This window comes from Pseudomonas sp. QC2, assembly GCF_002859085.1.
GTDB classification, from domain to species: Bacteria; Pseudomonadota; Gammaproteobacteria; order Pseudomonadales; family Pseudomonadaceae; genus Aquipseudomonas; species Aquipseudomonas petroselini.
This window is the reverse complement of record NZ_PKKS01000018.1, coordinates 372,224-391,257: the sequence shown is the minus strand read 5'-3', so window position 1 is coordinate 391,257 and position 19,034 is coordinate 372,224. Positions and strand designations below refer to the sequence as shown.

The window sequence follows — 19,034 nt, the reverse complement described above, 5'->3', positions numbered from 1 at the left end:
AGTGTAACGTACCGCTTGTGACCTAACCGTCAAATTACAAAATGGAACATCTTTTAGGCGGCCTGCACTTGGTTTCGGCCTGCGGCCTTGGCCCGGTACAAGGCCGCATCCGCGCGTTTGAGCGCCAGTTCACTGCGCTCTCCCGGCTGGAACTGCGCCACCCCCATGGACACAGTGATTGTCACTGGCTCGCCCTTGAAGTGAAACGGGCAGGCTTCAATCGCGCCGCGTAACACTTCAACTGCCGCCAGGGCATCCGCGAGGGATGAGTCGGGCATCAGCAACACGAACTCTTCACCGCCGAAACGCGCGATAAAGTCGGTTGGCCGCAGGCGCTTGCGCAATACGTTGGCGATGATCTTCAGCACCTTGTCGCCAGCCAGGTGGCCGTAGCCGTCGTTGATGCGCTTGAAGTGATCCAAGTCCAGCATCGCCAGCGACAGGCTGTTACCCCGTTGATGCCAGGCGTTGACCTCGTGATCGAGCCGCTCACTCCAGGCGGCGCGGTTGGGCAGGCCAGTGAGCGGATCGATCAAGGCCTTCTGGCGCTGCACCTCCAAATGCTCGCGATAGCCCTGGGCTTCCTGCTCCATATTGGCAACCCGCTCGGCCAAGCCTTTCAGTCGCGCTGCCGTTTCCTGCTCTCGCTGGTCACGCTGCTGCTGGTGCTCGTCCATGGTGCCGAGAAGACCTTCGAGGTGGCTTTCCAATACGTGCTTGAGGCTTTCCAGATCGGCGGCCTCCTGCACGCTGCTTTGCAGGCCATCGACCTGTTCGCGGATCTGCGTGTCCAGCTCACGGGCGGCCGAACGGCTATCGGCATGGCCGTCGCTGGCGACCTGCAAATGCCCCTGGAACGCTTCGAGACGCTCGTTGAGCTGCTTGAGGTAAGCCTCGAATTCGTGCTGGCCGCTGTCGGTGATTGCCAGCATCAAGACGGCCAGGTCGTCGAGGATCGGTAGCAGTTCGTACCAGTTCAGGCCGTGCGCCAGACGCTCACGCATGGCCTCGGCCTGGGGCCGGTGACGCTCGGGTAGCGACAACTCCTCCAGCAGCCCGAGCAGAGTGTCTTCAATATGCTTGGCTACGGAGCTGTAGGACGGCTCCGGTGAATCAGGTAAGGCATACGTGCCGTCCGCTTGCAGCTCGTCGGGGTCGGACTCCTCGACCTCCAGCACAGGAGGGAGCGACAGGCTGCCGATGGTGGTCTCACCCGGCGTTTCGACCTGAACGTCAGGCGTTTCGATAAAGGCGGCGAGGGCGCTTTCCGGTGCCGGCTCTTCTGTCGGAAGCTCCCGCTCGACATGCGCTACGGGTGCTACGGACGCTTCAACGGGCTCAGCTTGAGGCGGAGCCTCGTATACAAACGTTTCACTGACAGCGTCCGCCACCTTGGCAGGCGCGGCCGACTCAACTGCGGGGGCAGCCTTTTCCTGAGGCGGCGGCGCAAAGGCGCGCAAGGCTTGCGTCAGTTCCTCGGACTGTTCGGGCGGTTGGGGCTCGGCGACAGGCTTGGCCACAACGGGTTGCGGTGCCGGGCCAGCTGTTGATTCGCTGGCCTCCGGCTCGGTCGCGACGTCTTTGGAACCAAACAGGCGCTGCAAAAGCCCCGGCCCTGGGCGTGTGGTTTCGCCGTCCGGCTCCAGGTTGTTCAGCGCCTGGCCCTGCAGGCCACTCAACTCGCTGAGCAGCAAGGGGATCTCACGTGCCTGGCTGACTCGGCCGTCCAACTGCTTGGCGAACGTCTTAAGCGGCCGGGCAACCTCACGCGGTAATGGCAACTTTTGCAGCTGGGTAACCAGGGACGTCAGCGCGGTGCTGATCTGGTCGACCCGGGTTTCACGGCGCTGCTCCGAATCCAGCACGGCTTTTTCCAGGCGCGGCAGCAAGGCGGCGAGGGCGGCGTCCATATCATCTGTACGGACAACGTCACGCATTTCCTTCATGCACTGGTCGACGGCGCGGTCGGTGCCTTCAGCGGCCAGCGTGCTGCGCACCAGCCCACGGCGTAGCAGGTCGAGGCGGGCTGCCCAACGGCGTTCGAGCTTTTCTTGTTGCTCGATGCTTTTGAGGTATTTCTCTTTCCAGCGCTGGGCGTCGTCGCTCATGCAAGGGGTCCGCGAGGGCCGGGGCTCAACGCGGGTAATGCATCAGCCGTGAGCGAACCCGGCAGACGAATCTCTACCGCGACCGGCAGGTGATCGGAGATGGGCTGCGCCAGCACCTGCACACTCTCGAGTGTGAGGGTAGGGCTGAGCAGAATATGGTCAAGACAGCGTTGCGGGCGCCAGCTGGGGAATGTGGCTTCGGCTTGCGGAGCTAGTAGCCCGAGGTCGCGCAACGGAGAATTCAACAACAGGTCATTGGCATGGGTGTTCATGTCACCCATCAGTACCTGGTGTTTGTAACCGCCAATCAGCTCGCGGATGTAGGCCAGTTGCATCGTGCGGGTGCGCGCACCCAACGCCAGGTGCATCATCACCACCACCAGCGCCTCTGGGCCTTCGCCAAAACGCACAAGGATCGCCCCCCGGCCCTTGGGGCCTGGCAGCGGGTGGTCTTCAATGGCGGAGGGCTTCAGGCGACTGAGCACACCATTGCTGTGCTGCGCCAGGCGCCCGAGGTTGCGATTGAGTTGCTGGTACCAATAGGGGAACGCGCCGAGCTGGGCCAGGTGCTCCACCTGATTGATGTAACCGGAACGCATGCTGCCGCCGTCGGCTTCCTGCAGCGCAACCAGATCGAAGTCATTCAATAGGTTGCCAATCTTTTGCAGGTTGCCGGCCCGCCCGTTGTGGGGCAGCAGGTGCTGCCAGCCACGGGTGAGGTAGTGACGGTATTTCTCGGTACTGATCCCCACTTGGATATTGAAGCTGAGCAGCCGCAAGCGGCTGTCCGGCGGCAACCCCGTGGACTCCAGGTGATGTTCGTTGACCTGCGGATCATGCAGGCCAACCACGCGTTCGGTACCCCAGCGGCGCATGATGAGCCCCTTACTTGGCTGCGCGCTCTTTGGCGATCAGCTGGTCGGCAACATTGAGGGTTTGCTCAGGACCACCGGAGGTGCCCAGGTCGAAACGGTATTTGCCGTTGACGATCATGGTTGGAACGCCCTGCACGCCGTACTTCTGCGCCAGCTCCTTGGCCTGTTTGATCTGGCCCTGGATCGCGAAGGAGTTGAAGGTGGCCAGGAACTTGTCCTTGTCGACACCTTGGGTGGCCACGAAGTCAGCCATTTCGTCTGGTTTGGTCAGGCGTTTGCCTTGTTTCTGGATCGCGTCGAATACCGCGTTGTGGACCTTATGCTCCACGCCCATGGCTTCCAGGGTCAGGAACAGCTGGCCGTGGGCATCCCATGGGCCACCGAACATGGCAGGGATACGTCTGAAGTTCACGTCTTTAGGCAGCTTCTCGACCCATGGGTTGATGGTCGGCTCAAAGGCGTAGCAATGCGGGCAGCCATACCAGAACAGCTCCACCACTTCGATCTTGCCTGGCTCCGAGACCGGAACCGGGTTAGCCAATTCAACGTAGGTTTTACCGGCTTCAAGCGGCACGTCGGCAGCTTGTGCGGTCATGCCGAAGAGGCTGGCAGTGACGAGAGCGGCGCTGAGGATCAGATTACGCATGCTTTACTCCTGGACAAATAAAGTCGCCTCACGCGACCTTTGTTGTGACAGGTCTGCGCGGGCATGAGTTCGTTAGTGTAACGGCACCGGCCACAAAAAAGGGCGGCCTAAGCCACCCTTTTTATGCTTGCATCGCTGGATTAATCGAGTGTTAACGTTGCAGGCATGTTAGTGCAGGCCCTGGATATAGCTGGAGACCGCTGCAATGTCTTCATCGCTCAGCTTGCGCGCAATGGTACGCATGATCGCTGCGTCGCCGTCGTTAGCTCGCCCTGCCTCTTCCTTACGGAAATCGGTCAACTGTTTGGCGATGTAGGTCGCGTGCTGGCCGCTCAGGTGCGGGAAGCCGGCGGCGGCTATGCCCGCGCCATTGGGCGAATGGCAGCCGGTGCAGGCTGGCAGGCCTTTTTCCAGGTCGCCGCCGCGGAACAATTTCTCACCACGGGCCACGAGTTTCGGATCAGCAGCTCCCACACTGCCTTTCTGGCTGGCAAAATACGCTGCGAGGTCCGCGAGGTCCTGATCGCTGAGGTTGGTCAGCAAGCCGGTCATTTCCAACACCGTTCGCTTGCCGTCCTTGATGTCGTGCAGTTGCTTGGTCAGGTAACGTTCACCCTGGCCGGCCAGTTTGGGGAAGTTCGGCGCCGGGCTGTTACCATCCGGTCCATGGCAAGCACCACATACAGCGGCCTTCGCTTGACCGGCAGTGGCATCACCTTTAAGGGGGCCCTCTGCAGCGACGGCAGCGCCTGTGATGCCCAAGGTCAACAGCAGACTCACGATCAGTTTGTTCATCAGCTAATCCAACTACGGCTAAGGGGTTTAAGAGTTATCTACCGGGTTTACTCACCATCAACTCAATGACGGCCTGGTAATCCTCAGTACTGCAGTCCATGCACAAACCACGCGGCGGCATTGCCTTGAAACCCTGGGTCACGTGTTGCACCAACGTGTCCATGCCCTGCGCCAGTCTTGGCGCCCAGGCTGCCTGATCACCCCGCTTCGGAGCATTCGGCAACTGGCCGGCATGGCAAGCCACGCAAACTCGGTTGTACACCGCTTCCGGATCCTGTGTAGCCTGAGCGCCATAAAGCGGAAGCAGGACACCGATAGCGAGCAACCACTTGGTCATACGTCGACCATTTCAGGGTTTGAGAGCGTTTTGCGTTCTAATGCGCAATAAAGGTCTTTCGCTCCCGTGAACTTCATCCTTCGCTGGGACAAAGCACACACAAAATCTGCGGCATTATATACTGGCGCTACTGAAACGGAAACGACACCGCTTGCCGCACCCTTTCTCGGCATCGCCCACATCGGAAATCTCATGCAACTCAAGAATCCCATCCTTGGCCTGTGCCAACAGTCCACGTTTATGCTCAGCGCCGCCAAAGTTGACCAATGCCCCGATGACGAGGGCTTTGAAGTCGCCTTTGCCGGGCGCTCCAACGCCGGTAAGTCCAGCGCGCTGAACACCCTGACTCACGCCAGCCTGGCACGCACCTCGAAAACCCCAGGCCGTACGCAACTTCTCAATTTCTTCAAGCTAGACGATGATCGGCGTCTGGTCGACCTGCCGGGCTACGGTTATGCAAAAGTACCTATCCCGCTGAAGCTGCACTGGCAGCGTCACCTGGAGGCCTACCTGGGTGGCCGGGAGAGTTTGAAGGGTTTGATTCTGATGATGGACATCCGCCATCCGATGACCGATTTCGACCTGCTGATGCTCGACTGGGCAGTTGCCAGCGGCATGCCGATGCATATCCTGCTGACCAAAGCCGACAAGCTGACCTACGGCGCCGCCAAAAACACGTTGCTTAAAGTGCAGTCTGAAATCCGTAAAGGCTGGGGTGATGCGATCACCATCCAACTGTTCTCGGCGCCCAAGCGCATGGGCCTGGAAGACGCCTACACCGTACTGGCCGGCTGGATGGAATTGGCGGACAAGGGCGCGGAAATCGCGGAGTAACTTTTGCGCAGGCAAAAAAAACCCCGGACTTCGTATGGGGAGGGGAAGTTCGGGGTTCAAGTTCCGGACCGCTAGGGCGGGGTCCAGATATCTGCCAACACTTAACACAACATAGGAGCATTGAAGGGCTTCACCACCCATTCAGTAACTCTGAGTGGCAATTCACGGGTTAAGTTCCGGCAGGTTCGAAAAACTATTTGAAATAACTGACAGCGATTTCCGGACTAAAGCACTCTGCCACCACCCCACAGTGGCAGCAAAGCCCCGAGATCAGTGCGCCTGGTCCCAGTTATCGCCGACGCCCACTTCCACCAGCAGCGGCACATCCAGCTGAGCAGCGGCACTCATGTGCTCGCGAATCTTCTCGCTGACTTCCGCGACCAGATCCTCACGCACTTCCAGCACCAATTCATCGTGCACCTGCAGGATCACCTTGGCATCCAGGCCTGAATCCGTCAGCCAGTTATCCACCAGCACCATGGCTTTCTTGATGATGTCTGCCGCTGTGCCCTGCATGGGCGCGTTGATGGCAGTGCGTTCAGCCGCCGCGCGCTCCTGGGGCTTGTTGGAATGGATATCCGGCAAGTAGAGGCGGCGACCGAAGAAGGTCTCTACGTAGCCCTGATCGGACGCCTGGGCGCGGGTGCGTTCCATGTACTCACGAACCCCGGGATAACGGGCGAAATACACATCGATGTACGCCTTGGCCGTCTTGGTATCGACGCCAATATCCTTGCCCAGCTTCTGTGCGCCCATGCCATAGATCAAACCAAAGTTGATCGCCTTGGCGCCGCGGCGTTGATCAGACGTGACGTCACCCAGCTCAACCTTGAACACCTCGGCCGCCGTGGCCGTGTGCACGTCGAGGTTGTGACGGAAGGCGTTCATCAAACCTTCGTCCTTCGACAGGTGAGCCATGATCCGCAGCTCAATTTGCGAATAGTCCGCCGCCAGCATTTTGTAGCCTTTGGGCGCGATGAAGGCCTGGCGAATCCGCCGCCCTTCAGCGGTACGCACCGGGATATTCTGCAGGTTCGGATCGCTGGACGATAAACGCCCGGTCGCCGCCACCGCCTGGTGATAGGACGTGTGGATACGCCCGGTGCGCGGGTTGATCTGTTCCGGCAGACGGTCGGTGTAGGTGCTTTTCAGCTTGCTCATGCTGCGGTACTGCATCAGCACCTTGGGCAGCGGGTAGTCATCTTCGGCCAGCTTTGCCAGCACTTCTTCGGCGGTTGAAGCCTGGCCTTTGCCGGTTTTCTTCAGTACCGGCAGGCCGAGTTTTTCGTAAAGAATCGCCCCGAGTTGCTTGGGCGAACCCAGGTTGAATTCTTCACCGGCGATCTCGAACGCCTGGCGCTCCAGCTCGACCATCTTGTTGCCCAGTTCGATGCTCTGGATACCCAGCAGGTCCTTGTCGACCAGCGCACCCTGGCGCTCAATACGCGCCAACACCGGCACCAACGGAATCTCGATATCCGTGAGCACACTCGCCAGGCTCGGAATGGCTGAAAGTTGCGCAAACAGCGCCTGGTGCAGACGCAAGGTCACATCGGCGTCTTCCGCCGCATAAGGGCCAGCCTGCTCCAGCGCGATCTGATCGAAAGTCAGCTGCTTGGCACCCTTGCCGGCAATGTCCTGGAAGGCGACGGTGTCGTAGTCCAGGTACTTCTTGGCCAGGCTGTCCATGTCATGCCGCGTTGCGGTGGCGTTCAACACATAGGATTCGAGCATGGTGTCGAAGGCGATACCCCGCACGGTAATGCCGTGCGCCGGGTCGCCGCCGATGGCGCAATTGGCCAGGATGTTCATGTCGAACTTGGCGTGCTGGCCGACCTTGAGCTTGGTCGGGTCTTCCAGCAGCGGTTTGAGGGCCAGCAGCACGGTATCGCGATCCAGCTGCTCCGGCGCGCCGATGTAGGCGTGGGTCAGCGGGATATAGGCCGCTTCGTGGGGCTGCACCGCGAAGGAAACACCCACCAACTGCGCCTGCTGGGCATCGATCCCGGTCGTTTCGGTGTCGAAGGCGAACAGCTTCGCGTCGTTGAGCTTCTTCAACCAGATGTCGAAGGTGGCCTGATCAAGGATCGTGGTGTAGGTCGCCTCCGCCGGCGCCGCTACCTCAGCGACGTCCTCAACAACCGGCGCAGCCTTGAGCTCCACCCGCTTGGCGTCGCGCTGGATCTCATCAAACCAGCTCTTGAACTCCAGCAGCGTGTACAGCTCCAGCAGTTTTTCACGGTCCGGCTCAATCAGGTGCAGGTCATCCAGGCCCACATCCAGCGGCACATCAATCTTGATCGTCGCCAACTGGTAGGAAAGGAACGCCATCTCCTTATGCTCTTCCAGCTTGGCCGGCAGCGTCTTCGCGCCCCGAATAGGCAGGGTCGGCACGATATCCAGCTGTTCATACAGCTCTTTAAGGCCACCGTTCACACCGACCAGCAAGCCGGAAGCCGTCTTCGGACCAATGCCCGGGACGCCTGGGATGTTGTCGGACGAATCGCCCATCAAGGCCAGATAGTCGATGATCTGCTCGGGAGCGACACCGAATTTCTCCTTCACGCCCTCGATGTCCATCGCGCTACCGGTCATGGTATTGACCAAGGTAATGTGCCCGTCGACCAGCTGTGCCATGTCCTTGTCCCCGGTGGAGATCACCACCGGACGGTCAGCGGCCGCACTGCTGCGGGCCAGGGTGCCGATCACGTCATCGGCCTCAACGCCTTCGACGCACAACAACGGGAAGCCCAGGGCGATCACGCTCTGGTGCAGCGGCTCGATCTGCAGGCGCATGTCATCGGGCATGCTCGGGCGGTTGGCCTTGTATTCGGCGTACATGTCATCGCGAAAGGTCCCACCCTTGGCGTCGAACACCACCGCGAACGGGCTGTCCGGGTACTGCTTGCGCAGGCTTTTGAGCATGTTCAACACCCCCTTGACCGCGCCGGTGGGCAGGCCTTTGGAGGTGGTCAGCGGTGGCAGCGCATGGAACGCGCGGTACAGATAGGAAGAACCGTCCACCAGGACGAGGGGTGCTTGGCTCATGAGCAGAATCAACCTTTTCGGCGGGTCAGGCGCTAGAATAGCCGGACCAATGACGACAAAGGGACAAGGTTATCATGCGTACATTCAATCGCCTGCTGTTGACCGGCTTGATTGCACTCGCTCCGATGGCTGCCATGGCGGCAGACGATGCCCCTGGGGGTGATCCGGAAGTTACGATCCGCACGGAAGGCGACAAGACCATCCAGGAATACCGTCAGAACGGTTTCCTGTACGCAATCAAGGTCACCCCGAAGGGTGCACCTCCGTATTTCCTGGTACGCGCGGACGGAACCGACGCGAACTTCATCCGCTCTGACCAGCCGGATATGCTGATCCCGTCATGGAAGATCTTCGAATGGAAATGATTTCTTAACTTCAATTGGCGCCGCACACCGCGGCGCCCGTACTGGCAGTTTTAACCATGTCTGTGTTCACCCCCCTGGCTCGGCCCGAGCTGGAAACCTTTCTCGCCCCTTACGGGCTCGGCCGCCTGATCGACTTCCAGGGGATTGCCGCCGGTAGCGAAAACACCAATTTCTTTATCAGCCTGGAGCAGGGTGAATTCGTCCTGACCCTGGTTGAACGCGGCCCGGTCGCGGAAATGCCGTTCTTCATCGAACTGCTCGACGTGCTCCACGACGCCGACCTGCCCGTGCCCTACGCCCTGCGCACCACCGACGGTGTGGCCCTGCGCGAGCTGAAAGGCAAACCGGCCCTGCTGCAACCGCGCCTGGCCGGCAAGCACATCAAGGACGCCAACGCCCAGCACTGCGCCCAGGTCGGCGACCTGCTTGGCCACCTGCACTTGGCGACACAAGGCGAGAAGGTACTGGAACGTAAGACCGATCGCGGCCTGGACTGGATGCTCAACGAAGGCGCGCAGTTGATTTCGCACTTGAACGACGCACAGCAGCGCCTGCTGCAAGACGCGCTGAATGAGATCAAAGCGCACAAGGCCCAGATCCTCGCCCTGCCGCGCGCCAATGTGCACGCCGACCTGTTCCGCGATAACGCGATGTTCGAAGGCACGCACCTGACCGGCCTGATCGACTTCTACAACGCCTGCTCGGGCCCGATGCTCTACGACGTGGCAATCGCCCTGAATGACTGGTGCTCGGATGCCGATGGCGTGATTGACGGGCAACGCGCCCGTGCGCTGCTCGGCGCCTATGCCGGCCTGCGACCGTTCACTGCCAAGGAAGCCGAACTGTGGCCGACGATGTTGCGGGTGGCGTGTGTGCGGTTCTGGCTGTCACGCCTGATCGCCGCCGAGTCGTTTGCAGGGCAGGATGTGTTGATCCATGACCCGGCAGAGTTCGAGCACCGCTTGGCACAACGCCAGCAGGTCACGATCCAACTACCGTTCGCCCTCTAAAGCCCCAACTCGGTCAATGTGGGAGCTGGCTTGCCTGCGATAGCGTCAGGTCAGCCAGCAATTTCGTCGCAGGCCCACCGCAATCGCAGGCAAGCCAGCTCCCACATTAGACCTGCGCCGTCTGTTACAACGACTCCAGGCACCCGGCCAAGTCATTCCCCAACTTCTCCAACACCTGCTCATAACCTTGAGCCGTCGCCGGGGTATACCCGCCGAGCGCGTCCAACTCCGCCAGCTTCACCGGCAACCCGGCCACCAGCGTTTCAGCCAAACGCGGGCGCAACGGCGGCTCGCTGAACACGCACGTCTTGCCCACTTCCTGCAAACGCGTACGCATCGCCGCCACGTGCTGGGCACCAGGCTGTACCTCTGCGGCAACGCTGAACACACCGGCATGCTTGAGCCCATAAGCGTCTTCGAAGTAATCGAAGGCTTCGTGGAACACGAAGTAAGGTTTGCCATCAATCGGCGCCAGGCGGGCTTTCAAGCGCGCGTCCAGGGCATCCAGGCGTTCATCGAAGGCCTTCACATTGCTCTGGTAACGCGTGGCATTGGCCGGGTCGGCTGTCGCCAGGTCAGTCGCCATACGCGCGGCAATCACCCGAGCGTTTACGGTCGATAGCCACAAGTGCGCATCCAGGCTGCCTGGTCGGTGATCGTGGTCGTGCTCGTCGGCATCGTCGGCGTGGGAGTGGCTATCTTCGGCGAATCGACGCAGCTTCATGCCCGGTAGGTCCTGCACCGCCACCGTTGCGGCCGTACGACCTTTCAGCACGCGTGGTAGGAAACTCTCCATATCCGGACCGATCCAGTACAACAGGTCCACCGACTGCACGCGCCGTACGTCGGATGGTCGCAACGCGTAGTTATGAGGCGATGCACCCGGCGGCAACAACACCTCGGGAACCGCTACGCCGTCCTGCACAGCAGCGGCAATCAACTGCAATGGCTTGATGCTGGTCAGCACCTTGACCTCGGCCTGAGCGGCGCCAGTAATGAACAAACTGGTGACAAATACGACAAAAACGGGAAAAAGTCGGGACACGATGACCACTCAATGGCGTAGGAACGGGTAACATAATAACGTCTCTATCAAATATCTGTCGCCGCTCATGCCTAAAACACCGCTTGCCAGCCGTCCCCACGACCACTCTCACTGCGTGCATACCGCGCTGTCGGAGGCCGACACCCTGTGCACACAGAAGGGGTTGCGCCTGACCGCCTTGCGGCGCCGCGTGCTGGAACTGGTGTGGCAGAGCCACAAGCCGCTGGGCGCCTACGACATTCTCGGCGTGCTCAGCGAGCAGGATGGCCGCCGCGCCGCACCGCCGACCGTGTACCGCGCGCTGGACTTCCTGCTGGAAAACGGCCTGGTACACCGCATCGCCTCGCTCAACGCCTTCGTCGGCTGCAGCCACCCGGAGCACGCGCACCAGGGCCAGTTCCTGATCTGCCGCGAGTGCCACGCCGCCATCGAGCTTGAACAAAAAAGCATCAGCGACGCCATCATCAAAAGCTCCGCCGATGTCGGCTTCCGGGTCGAAGGGCAAACGGTCGAAGTGGTCGGCCTGTGCTCGGGCTGCCAGGGGGCTTGATGAGCAACGCGTTAATCCGCCTGGAGCAGGTCGGGGTCACGTTCGCCGGGCAAACCGTGCTGGATAACATCGCACTCAGCGTTGAGCCTGGGCAGATCGTCACCCTGATCGGCCCCAACGGCGCCGGCAAGACCACCTTGGTACGCGCCGTGCTCGGACTGCTCAAGCCCGACACTGGCAGCGTGTGGCGCAAACCCAAGCTGCGCGTCGGTTATATGCCGCAGAAGCTGCACGTCGACCCCACACTGCCACTCTCCGTGTTGCGCTTCCTGCGCCTGGTGCCAGGCGTGGATCGCGCCCGTGCCCAGGCTGCGCTCAAGGAAGTCGGCGCTGAACAGGTGATCGACAGCCCGGTGCAAAGCATCTCCGGCGGCGAAATGCAGCGCGTGCTGCTGGCCCGCGCCCTGTTGCGCGAGCCGGAACTGTTGGTGCTGGATGAGCCTGTGCAAGGCGTCGACGTCGCCGGCCAGGCCGAGCTATACAGCCTGATCACCCGGCTGCGCGACCGTCATGGCTGCGGCGTGCTGATGGTGTCCCACGATCTGCACTTGGTGATGAGCACCACCGACCAAGTGGTGTGCCTCAACCGCCACGTGTGCTGCTCCGGTCACCCGGAACAGGTCAGCGGCGACCCGGCCTTCGTCGAGCTGTTCGGCAAGAATGCCCAAAGCCTGGCGATCTACCACCACCATCACGACCACGCCCACGATCTGCATGGCGCCGTGGTCGACGATCCCGTTGCCCCTCACACCCACGTTCATGGAGATAGCTGCAAGCATGGCTGATTTTCTGCTCTACGCCCTGCTGGCAGGCTTGGCTTTGGCGCTGGTGGCGGGCCCACTGGGCTCGTTCGTGGTCTGGCGGCGCATGGCTTACTTCGGCGACACGTTGTCCCACGCTGCGCTGCTGGGTGTGGCCATGGGCTTCTTGCTGGATGTCAGCCCCACCATCGCCGTGACCGTGGGCTGCCTGCTCCTGGCGGTGCTGCTGGTGACGCTGCAGCAGCGCCAGCCGCTGGCTTCCGACACCTTGCTCGGCATCCTGGCGCCGAGCACCCTGTCGTTGGGCCTGGTGGTGCTGAGCTTCATGCACGAAGTGCGCATCGACTTGATGGCCTACCTGTTCGGCGATTTGCTGGCGATCAGCCCCACCGACCTTGCGTGGATCCTCGGCGGCAGCGCGGCCGTCCTGGTATTGCTGGTCGCCCTGTGGCGCCCATTGCTGGCGATTACCGTGCACGAAGAGCTGGCCACGGTCGAGGGCTTGCCGGTGCCGAGCCTGCGCATGGCCCTGATGTTGCTGATCGCCGTGGTGATTGCTGTCGCGATGAAGATAGTGGGCGTATTGTTGATCACGTCGCTGTTGATCATTCCTGCAGCTGCTGCCCAGCGCCATGCCCGTTCGCCGGAGCAAATGGCGATCGGCGCCAGCCTGTTGGGGATGCTCGCAGTGTGCGGGGGCTTGGCGCTGTCCTGGTTCAAGGATACGCCCGCCGGGCCATCGATTGTGGTCACGGCCGCCGCCCTGTTTTTGCTGAGTTTTGTCCTGCCCCGTCGAGGGGTGTAGACTTGCTCGCTTTTTGCGCAAATAGAGAGTCGCAGGAATGAAGCCGTTCACCTCCCGTTATCTGCTCCTTGCCGCATTTTCCCTGCTGCTGGGCGCCTGTCAAAGCACACCGCCCGCTGCCCCCGAGGCCCCGGACGCACGCGCTGTGGCCATTGCACAGCTGGAGCAAAACCTGGCCAGCAGCGAGTTGGCCACCGCCGAAGACCAGTTAGCCGCGCTACAGGCCCAGTCGCCCAACGACCCGGCGTTGGAAACCTACCAGCGTCAATTGGCCGAAGCCTATCTGCAGCGCAGTCAGATCGTGCTGCAAAAAGGTGACGTAAACGCCGCCGCCACCGCCCTCAGCCGTGCCCGCGCCCTGATGCCCAAGGCACCCGCACTCACCGGCGGCGTAAACAGCGCAATCACCCACGCCCGCAAAGCCGAGCTGGACAAAGCCGAGGCCGCCCTGAAAGCCGCCGAAGCCAAGCCCGCCGCCAAGGTCATCGACCCGTCGGCACCGAGCACGACCGTGGCGCTGAACCTCACCCATATCGAAGAACTGCGCCACCAGCTGGATGCAATTGCCACCGATGTGGTGAATTACCAGTGCGATGTGAGCATCCAGGCACCGCGCACAGAGGATTACCCGTGGCTGGCCACCTTGCTGACCAAACGGGTGAAGCGTATCGATTCGGGGTATGACCTGAAGATTCACCGGCAGATTCTGAAGAATATTCCGGCGCAGGTTGTGCTGATTCCGCGCAAAGCGGAGTAAGAGCATCGGGGGCGGAGCGACGATTCGACTTGCCCCCGATGACGATCTAACAAACAACCAAAGACTTAAGCCGGAATCGCCTTGGCCTTAGGCTCCCGATCCCAGACCCGATGCTGGCCGATCGCGGCAAAAAACGCCTTGAATGCCTTGGCATCCGACCCGACGATCAGCCCTGCATCCGCCTCAAGCCTCAACAGATCCAGCAATGGCTTCGCATCATTGGCGACGGTAATCGCCTTCAGGTGCTTGTACGCCTCCAGCACGAAATGCAGCGCCACACCGTCACCGCTCAACGCCTTGATCGACTCTTTCCCGCCCGGCACGAACACCGCATCAAACGCAATGGACGGCATGCCTTCCATCGACGCATCCACCGGCAGGCTCTTGCCATCGGCCGTCTTCACCGGTGCCGAGGTCGGCCCCAGCAGTTTGGCGTGAGCACCTTCCGCTTCCAGCGCCTTCTTCAACGCGGCAATCGCCACGCCGTCCACACCATTGGCCGCCAGTATCGCCACTTTACGCGTCTTGATATCGCCCGGCAGCAGGTTCGCCTGGCTCAATGCTGGCGAGCGCTCCGGCTGGGTTTTGCGCTCCGGTACAGTGCCTTTGGTCGGTGCTGGCAGCCCCAGGTTCTGCGCCACGCGCTTGGCCAGTTCGAGGTCGATGTTGGCCAGGATCTCGTTGACCTGGCGCGCGCGAATGAACTCACGCTCCACCTTGCCCAACTCAAAGCTATAAGCCGCGATGATGTGCTCTTGCTCGTGCTTGCTCATGCTGCGGAAGAACAGGCGCGCCTGGGAGAAGTGATCGCCGAACGACTCGCTGCGCTCACGGATCTTGTGCGCATCAATACGCTCAGGGTAAGACTCAAAACCGCCATCCTGCGCCGCCGGCGGGGTTTCTTTCGGCCAGCCGCCATCGATGGAGTTTGGCTCGTAAGCCGCACGCCCTTTGTCGATGGTGCTGCGGTGCATGGCGTCGCGCTGGTTGTTATGCAGCGGTGTAACAGGCTGGTTGATCGGCAGCTGGTGAAAGTTCGGGCCACCCAGTCGGCTGATCTGCGTATCGGTGTACGAAAACAGTCGACCTTGCAGCAGTGGGTCATTGGAGAAGTCGATACCCGGCACGATATGCCCTGGGCAGAATGCCACCTGTTCGACTTCAGCAAAGAAGTTATCCGGGTTGCGGTTGAGCACCATCTTGCCCAATGGGGTGATGGGCACCAGCTCTTCGGGAATCAGCTTGGTCGGGTCGAGAATGTCGAAGTCGAAGGCATGCTCCTTGTCCTCAGGAATAACCTGCACGCCCAATTCCCACTCAGGGTAGTCGCCCATCTCAATGGCTTCCCACAGATCGCGGCGATGGTAGTCAGTGTCTTTACCGGCCAGCTTCTGCGCCTCGTCCCACACCAGCGAGCAAGTACCCGCCGTAGGGCGCCAGTGGAATTTGACGAAGTTGGATTGACCCTCGGCATTCACTAGGCGGAAGGTGTGCACGCCAAAGCCCTGCATGCTGCGCAGGCTTTTTGGAATGGCGCGGTCAGACATTGCCCAGATCACCATGTGGGCAGATTCGGGCTGCAACGAAACGAAGTCCCAGAACGTATCGTGTGCCGATCCGCCGGTAGGAATTTCGTTGTGCGGTTCAGGCTTAACGGCGTGCACGAAGTCAGGAAACTTGATCGCGTCCTGAATGAAAAACACCGGCATGTTGTTGCCCACCAGGTCGAAGTTGCCTTCTTCGGTGAAAAACTTCACGGCAAAGCCCCGTACGTCGCGCACCGTATCACCCGAGCCACGCGGGCCCTGCACGGTGGAAAAGCGCGTGAACACCGGCGTTTTATGCCCAGGGTTACGCAGGAACCCGGCCTTGGTCAGCGCCGAATGGTTCTCATACGTCTGGAAATAGCCATGGGCACCCGTACCACGGGCATGCACGATGCGCTCCGGGATGCGCTCATGGTCAAAGTGCGTGATTTTTTCACGCATGATGAAGTCTTCCAGCAGCGATGGGCCACGGGAGCCGACTTTCAACGTGTTCTGGTTGTCGGAAATCTTGACGCCTTGGTTGGTACGCAGGGCCTGGCCGGTCGCATCGGAACGGAATTCCTCCAGGGCCTGCAGCTTGGCGTTGGTGTTGCCACGGTCCAGGGTATCGGTGCCCGCGAGTTCACTCTTCGGCGGGGTGGCTGGCTTCTTGGTACTCATCAGACAAAACTCCTTATTCAAAGTGGCCAGAGCGGTCCCCGGCTCGTTTGAGCAAAACCCCAGGCACGGCACCTGGGAAATCAAGTTGCTTAAGTAGTGACTGATGGGGTTTTGGGCCGTTCCTTTTTTATGACCTTTGATCGCGTTATTGCCAAATCAAAGGTTGAATGCGAAATAAATGCTAAGAAACGCTATACGGACAGGCTAAAATGCGCGCCCGGCTAACCGCTGATCCCTTTTCCATGCGCCCCACAAGGTTCGCTACGTGATCGAGTTTCAAAACGTCCATAAAACCTACCGCGTCGCCGGTAAGGATATTCCCGCGCTGCACTCCACCAGCCTGAGTGTCGAAAACGGCCAGGTATTCGGCCTGATCGGCCACTCTGGTGCGGGTAAAAGCACCCTGCTGCGCCTGATCAACCGCCTCGAAGAACCGAGCGGCGGCAAGATCACGGTGGATGGCGAAGAAGTCACCGCCCTGGATGCCAACGGCCTGCGCCGTTTCCGTCAGCAGGTCGGGATGATCTTCCAGCACTTCAACCTGCTGGCCTCCAAGACCGTCGCCGACAACGTGGCGCTGCCGCTGACCCTGGCCGGCGAATTGTCGCGCAAGGACATCGACCTGCGAGTGGCCGAATTGCTCGCCCGCGTCGGCCTGTCCGACCACGCCAAGAAATACCCGGCGCAGTTGTCCGGTGGCCAGAAGCAACGCGTCGGCATCGCCCGCGCCCTGGCGACCAAGCCAAAGATTTTGCTGTGCGACGAAGCGACCAGTGCCCTTGACCCGCAGACCACCGCTTCGGTGCTGCAACTGCTGGCCGAGATCAACCGCGAGTTGAAGCTGACCATCGTGCTGATCACCCATGAAATGGACGTGATCCGCCGCGTCTGCGACCAGGTGGCCGTGATGGACGCCGGCGTGATCGTCGAGCAAGGCTCGGTGGCCGATGTGTTCCTGCACCCCAAGCACCCGACCACTAAACGCTTCGTGCAAGAAGCCGAGCAGGTCGACGAAGGCGAGCAACACGATGACTTCGCCCACGTGCCGGGCCGCATCGTGCGCCTGACATTCCAGGGCGAAGCGACCTACGCACCATTGCTGGGTACCGTCGCCCGGGAAACGGGGGTGGACTACAGCATCCTGGCCGGCCGTATCGACCGCATCAAAGACATCCCTTACGGGCAACTGACCCTCGCCGTCACCGGTGGTGACATGGAAGCCGCGTTTGCACGCTTCACCGCCGCCGACGTCCACATGGAGGTCCTGCGCTAATGGAAGTCCTGATGAGTTTCTTCGCCAATATCGACTGGTCTGAAATCTGGCTGGCCACGGGCGACACCATGACCATGCTGTTCGGCTCGCTGTTCTTCACCGTGGTGCTCGGCCTGCCGCTGGGTGTGCTGCTGTTCCTGACCAGCCCGCGCCAACTGTTCGAGCAAAAGGGCCTGTACGCGCTGCTGTCGCTGATTGTGAACATTCTGCGCTCGCTGCCGTTCATCATTCTGTTGATCGTGATGATCCCGTTCACCGTGCTGCTCACCGGCACTTCGCTGGGTGTGGCGGGTGCGATTCCGCCGCTGGTCGTGGGCGCGACGCCGTTCTTTGCACGGTTGGTAGAAACCGCCTTGCGTGAAGTGGACCGCGGCATCATCGAAGCCACCCAATCCATGGGCGCCACCACGCGCCAGATCATCACCAATGCCTTGCTGCCCGAAGCCCGTCCGGGCATTTTCGCAGCGATTACGGTGACGGCGATTACACTGGTGTCCTACACGGCCATGGCCGGTGTGGTCGGTGCCGGTGGCCTGGGCGACTTGGCAATCCGTTTCGGTTACCAGCGCTTCCAGACCGATGTGATGGTGGTCACGGTGGTGATGCTGTTGATCCTGGTGCAAATTCTGCAAACCGTCGGCGACAAGCTGGTGGTGCACTTTTCTCGAAAATAACGGCCATGGCCGGCCCCCGCCGGCCCATGCCCGAACAAGGAGCTTGTTGGATGAAAAAACTACTGGTTGCTTTCGCCGCCGTTGCCGCGTTTTCCGCCCACGCCGAGACCATCACGGTCGCCGCTTCGCCGGTTCCTCACGCGGAAATCCTGGAGTTCGTGAAACCTGCCCTCGCCAAAGAAGGCGTAGATCTGCAGGTCAAAGTCTTCACCGACTACGTGCAGCCCAACGTACAAGTCGCGGAAAAACGCCTGGACGCCAACTTTTTCCAGCACCAGCCGTACCTGGATGAGTTCAACAAAGCCAAGGGCACTCACCTGGTGAGCGTCGGCGCCGTGCATCTGGAACCACTGGGCGCTTACTCCAGCAAGTACAAGAAGCTGGCCGACCTGCCTGACGGTGCCAACGTGGTGATCCCGAACGACGCCACCAACGGCGGCCGCGCGCTGCTGCTGCTGGCCAAGAACGGCCTGATCACCCTGAAGGACCCGACCAATATCCTGTCGACCATCAAGGACATCACTGGCAACGATAAGAAGCTCAAATTCCGCGAACTGGAAGCCGCCACCCTGCCGCGCGTGCTGACCCAGGTCGACCTGGCGCTGATCAACACCAACTACGCGCTGGAAGCCAAGCTGGATCCGTCCAAGGACGCCCTGGTGATCGAAGGCAACGACTCGCCTTACGTGAACATTCTGGTGACCCGTGAAGACAACAAGGATTCCGACGCGGTGAAGAAGCTGGTAGCAGCCCTGCACACCCCTGAAGTGAAGCAATTCATCGAAGAGAAGTACAAAGGCGCGATCAAGCCGGCGTTCTGATGTAACCCGATCTCCCAAGCACTGGAGATCAAAAAATGTGGGAGGGGGCTTGCCCCCGATAGCAGTGGGTCAGCCACCAAAGCAATGACTGACACTCAGCAATCGGGGGCAAGCCCCCTCCCA

At 60.8% G+C, this 19,034-nt stretch carries 18 protein-coding genes; 10 read left to right on the top strand and 8 right to left on the bottom strand.

Annotated features, from left to right (window positions below):
* Positions 1–53: 53 nt before the first annotated feature.
* From QCBJ_RS17750 to QCBJ_RS17730, 5 genes are all read right to left on the bottom strand, one after another.
* Positions 54–2,108 carry a GGDEF domain-containing protein gene (locus QCBJ_RS17750; RefSeq protein WP_046035884.1) on the bottom strand — a complete coding sequence of 685 codons (2,055 nt, stop codon included), beginning with the start codon at positions 2,106–2,108 and terminating at the stop codon, positions 54–56.
* Positions 2,105–2,986, bottom strand: a complete 882-nt coding sequence (locus QCBJ_RS17745; protein ID WP_163825872.1) for an endonuclease/exonuclease/phosphatase family protein — start codon at positions 2,984–2,986, stop codon at positions 2,105–2,107. Before QCBJ_RS17745 ends, QCBJ_RS17750 begins: the two co-directional genes overlap by 4 nt.
* A 7-nt stretch (positions 2,987–2,993) precedes the next feature.
* Entirely contained in the window at positions 2,994–3,629 is a 636-nt protein-coding gene (gene dsbA / locus QCBJ_RS17740) for a thiol:disulfide interchange protein DsbA (protein ID WP_010207835.1), read from the bottom strand.
* Positions 3,630–3,797: 168 nt separating this feature from the next.
* Entirely contained in the window at positions 3,798–4,424 is a 627-nt protein-coding gene (locus QCBJ_RS17735; protein WP_046035882.1) for a cytochrome c4, read from the bottom strand.
* 34 nt (positions 4,425–4,458) lie between these two features.
* Complete coding sequence (locus QCBJ_RS17730) at positions 4,459–4,761, bottom strand: cytochrome c5 family protein (protein ID WP_012721526.1); 303 nt, start codon at positions 4,759–4,761, stop codon at positions 4,459–4,461.
* Positions 4,762–4,953: 192 nt separating this feature from the next.
* Here QCBJ_RS17730 and yihA point away from each other — a divergent pair, with 192 nt between their 5' ends.
* Complete coding sequence (gene yihA, locus QCBJ_RS17725; protein WP_042943980.1) at positions 4,954–5,595, top strand: ribosome biogenesis GTP-binding protein YihA/YsxC; 642 nt, start codon at positions 4,954–4,956, stop codon at positions 5,593–5,595.
* Between the two features lie 270 nt (positions 5,596–5,865).
* Here the strand turns inward: yihA and polA are convergent, their stop codons facing one another.
* Positions 5,866–8,643: a DNA polymerase I gene (polA, locus tag QCBJ_RS17720; RefSeq protein ID WP_102061259.1), complete on the bottom strand. Its 2,778-nt coding sequence runs from the start codon at positions 8,641–8,643 to the stop codon at positions 5,866–5,868.
* 74 nt (positions 8,644–8,717) lie between these two features.
* On the opposite strand from polA, the gene QCBJ_RS17715 reads away from it, so the two are divergent.
* Together QCBJ_RS17715 and QCBJ_RS17710 are read left to right on the top strand one after the other, a co-directional pair.
* Positions 8,718–9,008 carry a DUF2782 domain-containing protein gene (locus QCBJ_RS17715; protein ID WP_012721523.1) on the top strand — a complete coding sequence of 97 codons (291 nt, stop codon included), beginning with the start codon at positions 8,718–8,720 and terminating at the stop codon, positions 9,006–9,008.
* A gap of 56 nt (positions 9,009–9,064) precedes the next feature.
* Positions 9,065–10,018 (top strand): homoserine kinase, encoded by a 954-nt coding sequence (locus tag QCBJ_RS17710; RefSeq protein WP_012721522.1) that lies wholly within the window; start codon positions 9,065–9,067, stop codon positions 10,016–10,018.
* A 124-nt stretch (positions 10,019–10,142) separates the two neighbouring features.
* Here QCBJ_RS17710 and QCBJ_RS17705 read toward each other — a convergent pair whose 3' ends face one another.
* Positions 10,143–11,072 (bottom strand): zinc ABC transporter substrate-binding protein ZnuA, encoded by a 930-nt coding sequence (locus tag QCBJ_RS17705; RefSeq protein ID WP_012721521.1) that lies wholly within the window; start codon positions 11,070–11,072, stop codon positions 10,143–10,145.
* Between the two features lie 58 nt (positions 11,073–11,130).
* On the opposite strand from QCBJ_RS17705, the gene QCBJ_RS17700 reads away from it, so the two are divergent.
* The 4 genes from QCBJ_RS17700 to QCBJ_RS17685 are packed head-to-tail and all read left to right on the top strand — an operon-like array spanning position 11,131 to position 13,936.
* Positions 11,131–11,613, top strand: a complete 483-nt coding sequence (locus QCBJ_RS17700) for a Fur family transcriptional regulator (RefSeq protein WP_012721520.1) — start codon at positions 11,131–11,133, stop codon at positions 11,611–11,613.
* Complete coding sequence (gene znuC / locus QCBJ_RS17695) at positions 11,613–12,398, top strand: zinc ABC transporter ATP-binding protein ZnuC (RefSeq protein ID WP_012721519.1); 786 nt, start codon at positions 11,613–11,615, stop codon at positions 12,396–12,398. The genes QCBJ_RS17700 and znuC overlap by 1 nt, the downstream gene beginning before the upstream one ends.
* On the top strand, positions 12,391–13,179 hold the full coding sequence (gene znuB, locus QCBJ_RS17690) for a zinc ABC transporter permease subunit ZnuB (protein WP_012721518.1): 789 nt from the start codon (positions 12,391–12,393) through the stop codon (positions 13,177–13,179). Before znuC ends, znuB begins: the two co-directional genes overlap by 8 nt.
* Positions 13,180–13,216: 37 nt before the next feature.
* The gene (locus QCBJ_RS17685) at positions 13,217–13,936 is read left to right on the top strand and encodes a PA5502 family lipoprotein (RefSeq protein WP_102061258.1); all 720 of its coding nucleotides are present in this window, start codon (positions 13,217–13,219) and stop codon (positions 13,934–13,936) included.
* Between the two features lie 65 nt (positions 13,937–14,001).
* Here QCBJ_RS17685 and katE read toward each other — a convergent pair whose 3' ends face one another.
* Positions 14,002–16,164: a catalase HPII gene (katE, locus tag QCBJ_RS17680; protein ID WP_256581519.1), complete on the bottom strand. Its 2,163-nt coding sequence runs from the start codon at positions 16,162–16,164 to the stop codon at positions 14,002–14,004.
* 244 nt (positions 16,165–16,408) lie between these two features.
* On the opposite strand from katE, the gene QCBJ_RS17675 reads away from it, so the two are divergent.
* From QCBJ_RS17675 to QCBJ_RS17665, 3 genes are read left to right on the top strand one after another with little or no spacing between them, the layout of a single operon-like run.
* The gene (locus QCBJ_RS17675; RefSeq protein WP_012721515.1) at positions 16,409–17,416 is read left to right on the top strand and encodes a methionine ABC transporter ATP-binding protein; all 1,008 of its coding nucleotides are present in this window, start codon (positions 16,409–16,411) and stop codon (positions 17,414–17,416) included.
* Entirely contained in the window at positions 17,416–18,090 is a 675-nt protein-coding gene (locus QCBJ_RS17670; RefSeq protein ID WP_102061256.1) for a methionine ABC transporter permease, read from the top strand. The genes QCBJ_RS17675 and QCBJ_RS17670 overlap by 1 nt, the downstream gene beginning before the upstream one ends.
* Before the next feature lie 50 nt (positions 18,091–18,140).
* The gene (locus QCBJ_RS17665) at positions 18,141–18,911 is read left to right on the top strand and encodes a MetQ/NlpA family ABC transporter substrate-binding protein (RefSeq protein ID WP_012721513.1); all 771 of its coding nucleotides are present in this window, start codon (positions 18,141–18,143) and stop codon (positions 18,909–18,911) included.
* The last annotated feature ends 123 nt before the right edge of the window (positions 18,912–19,034 follow it).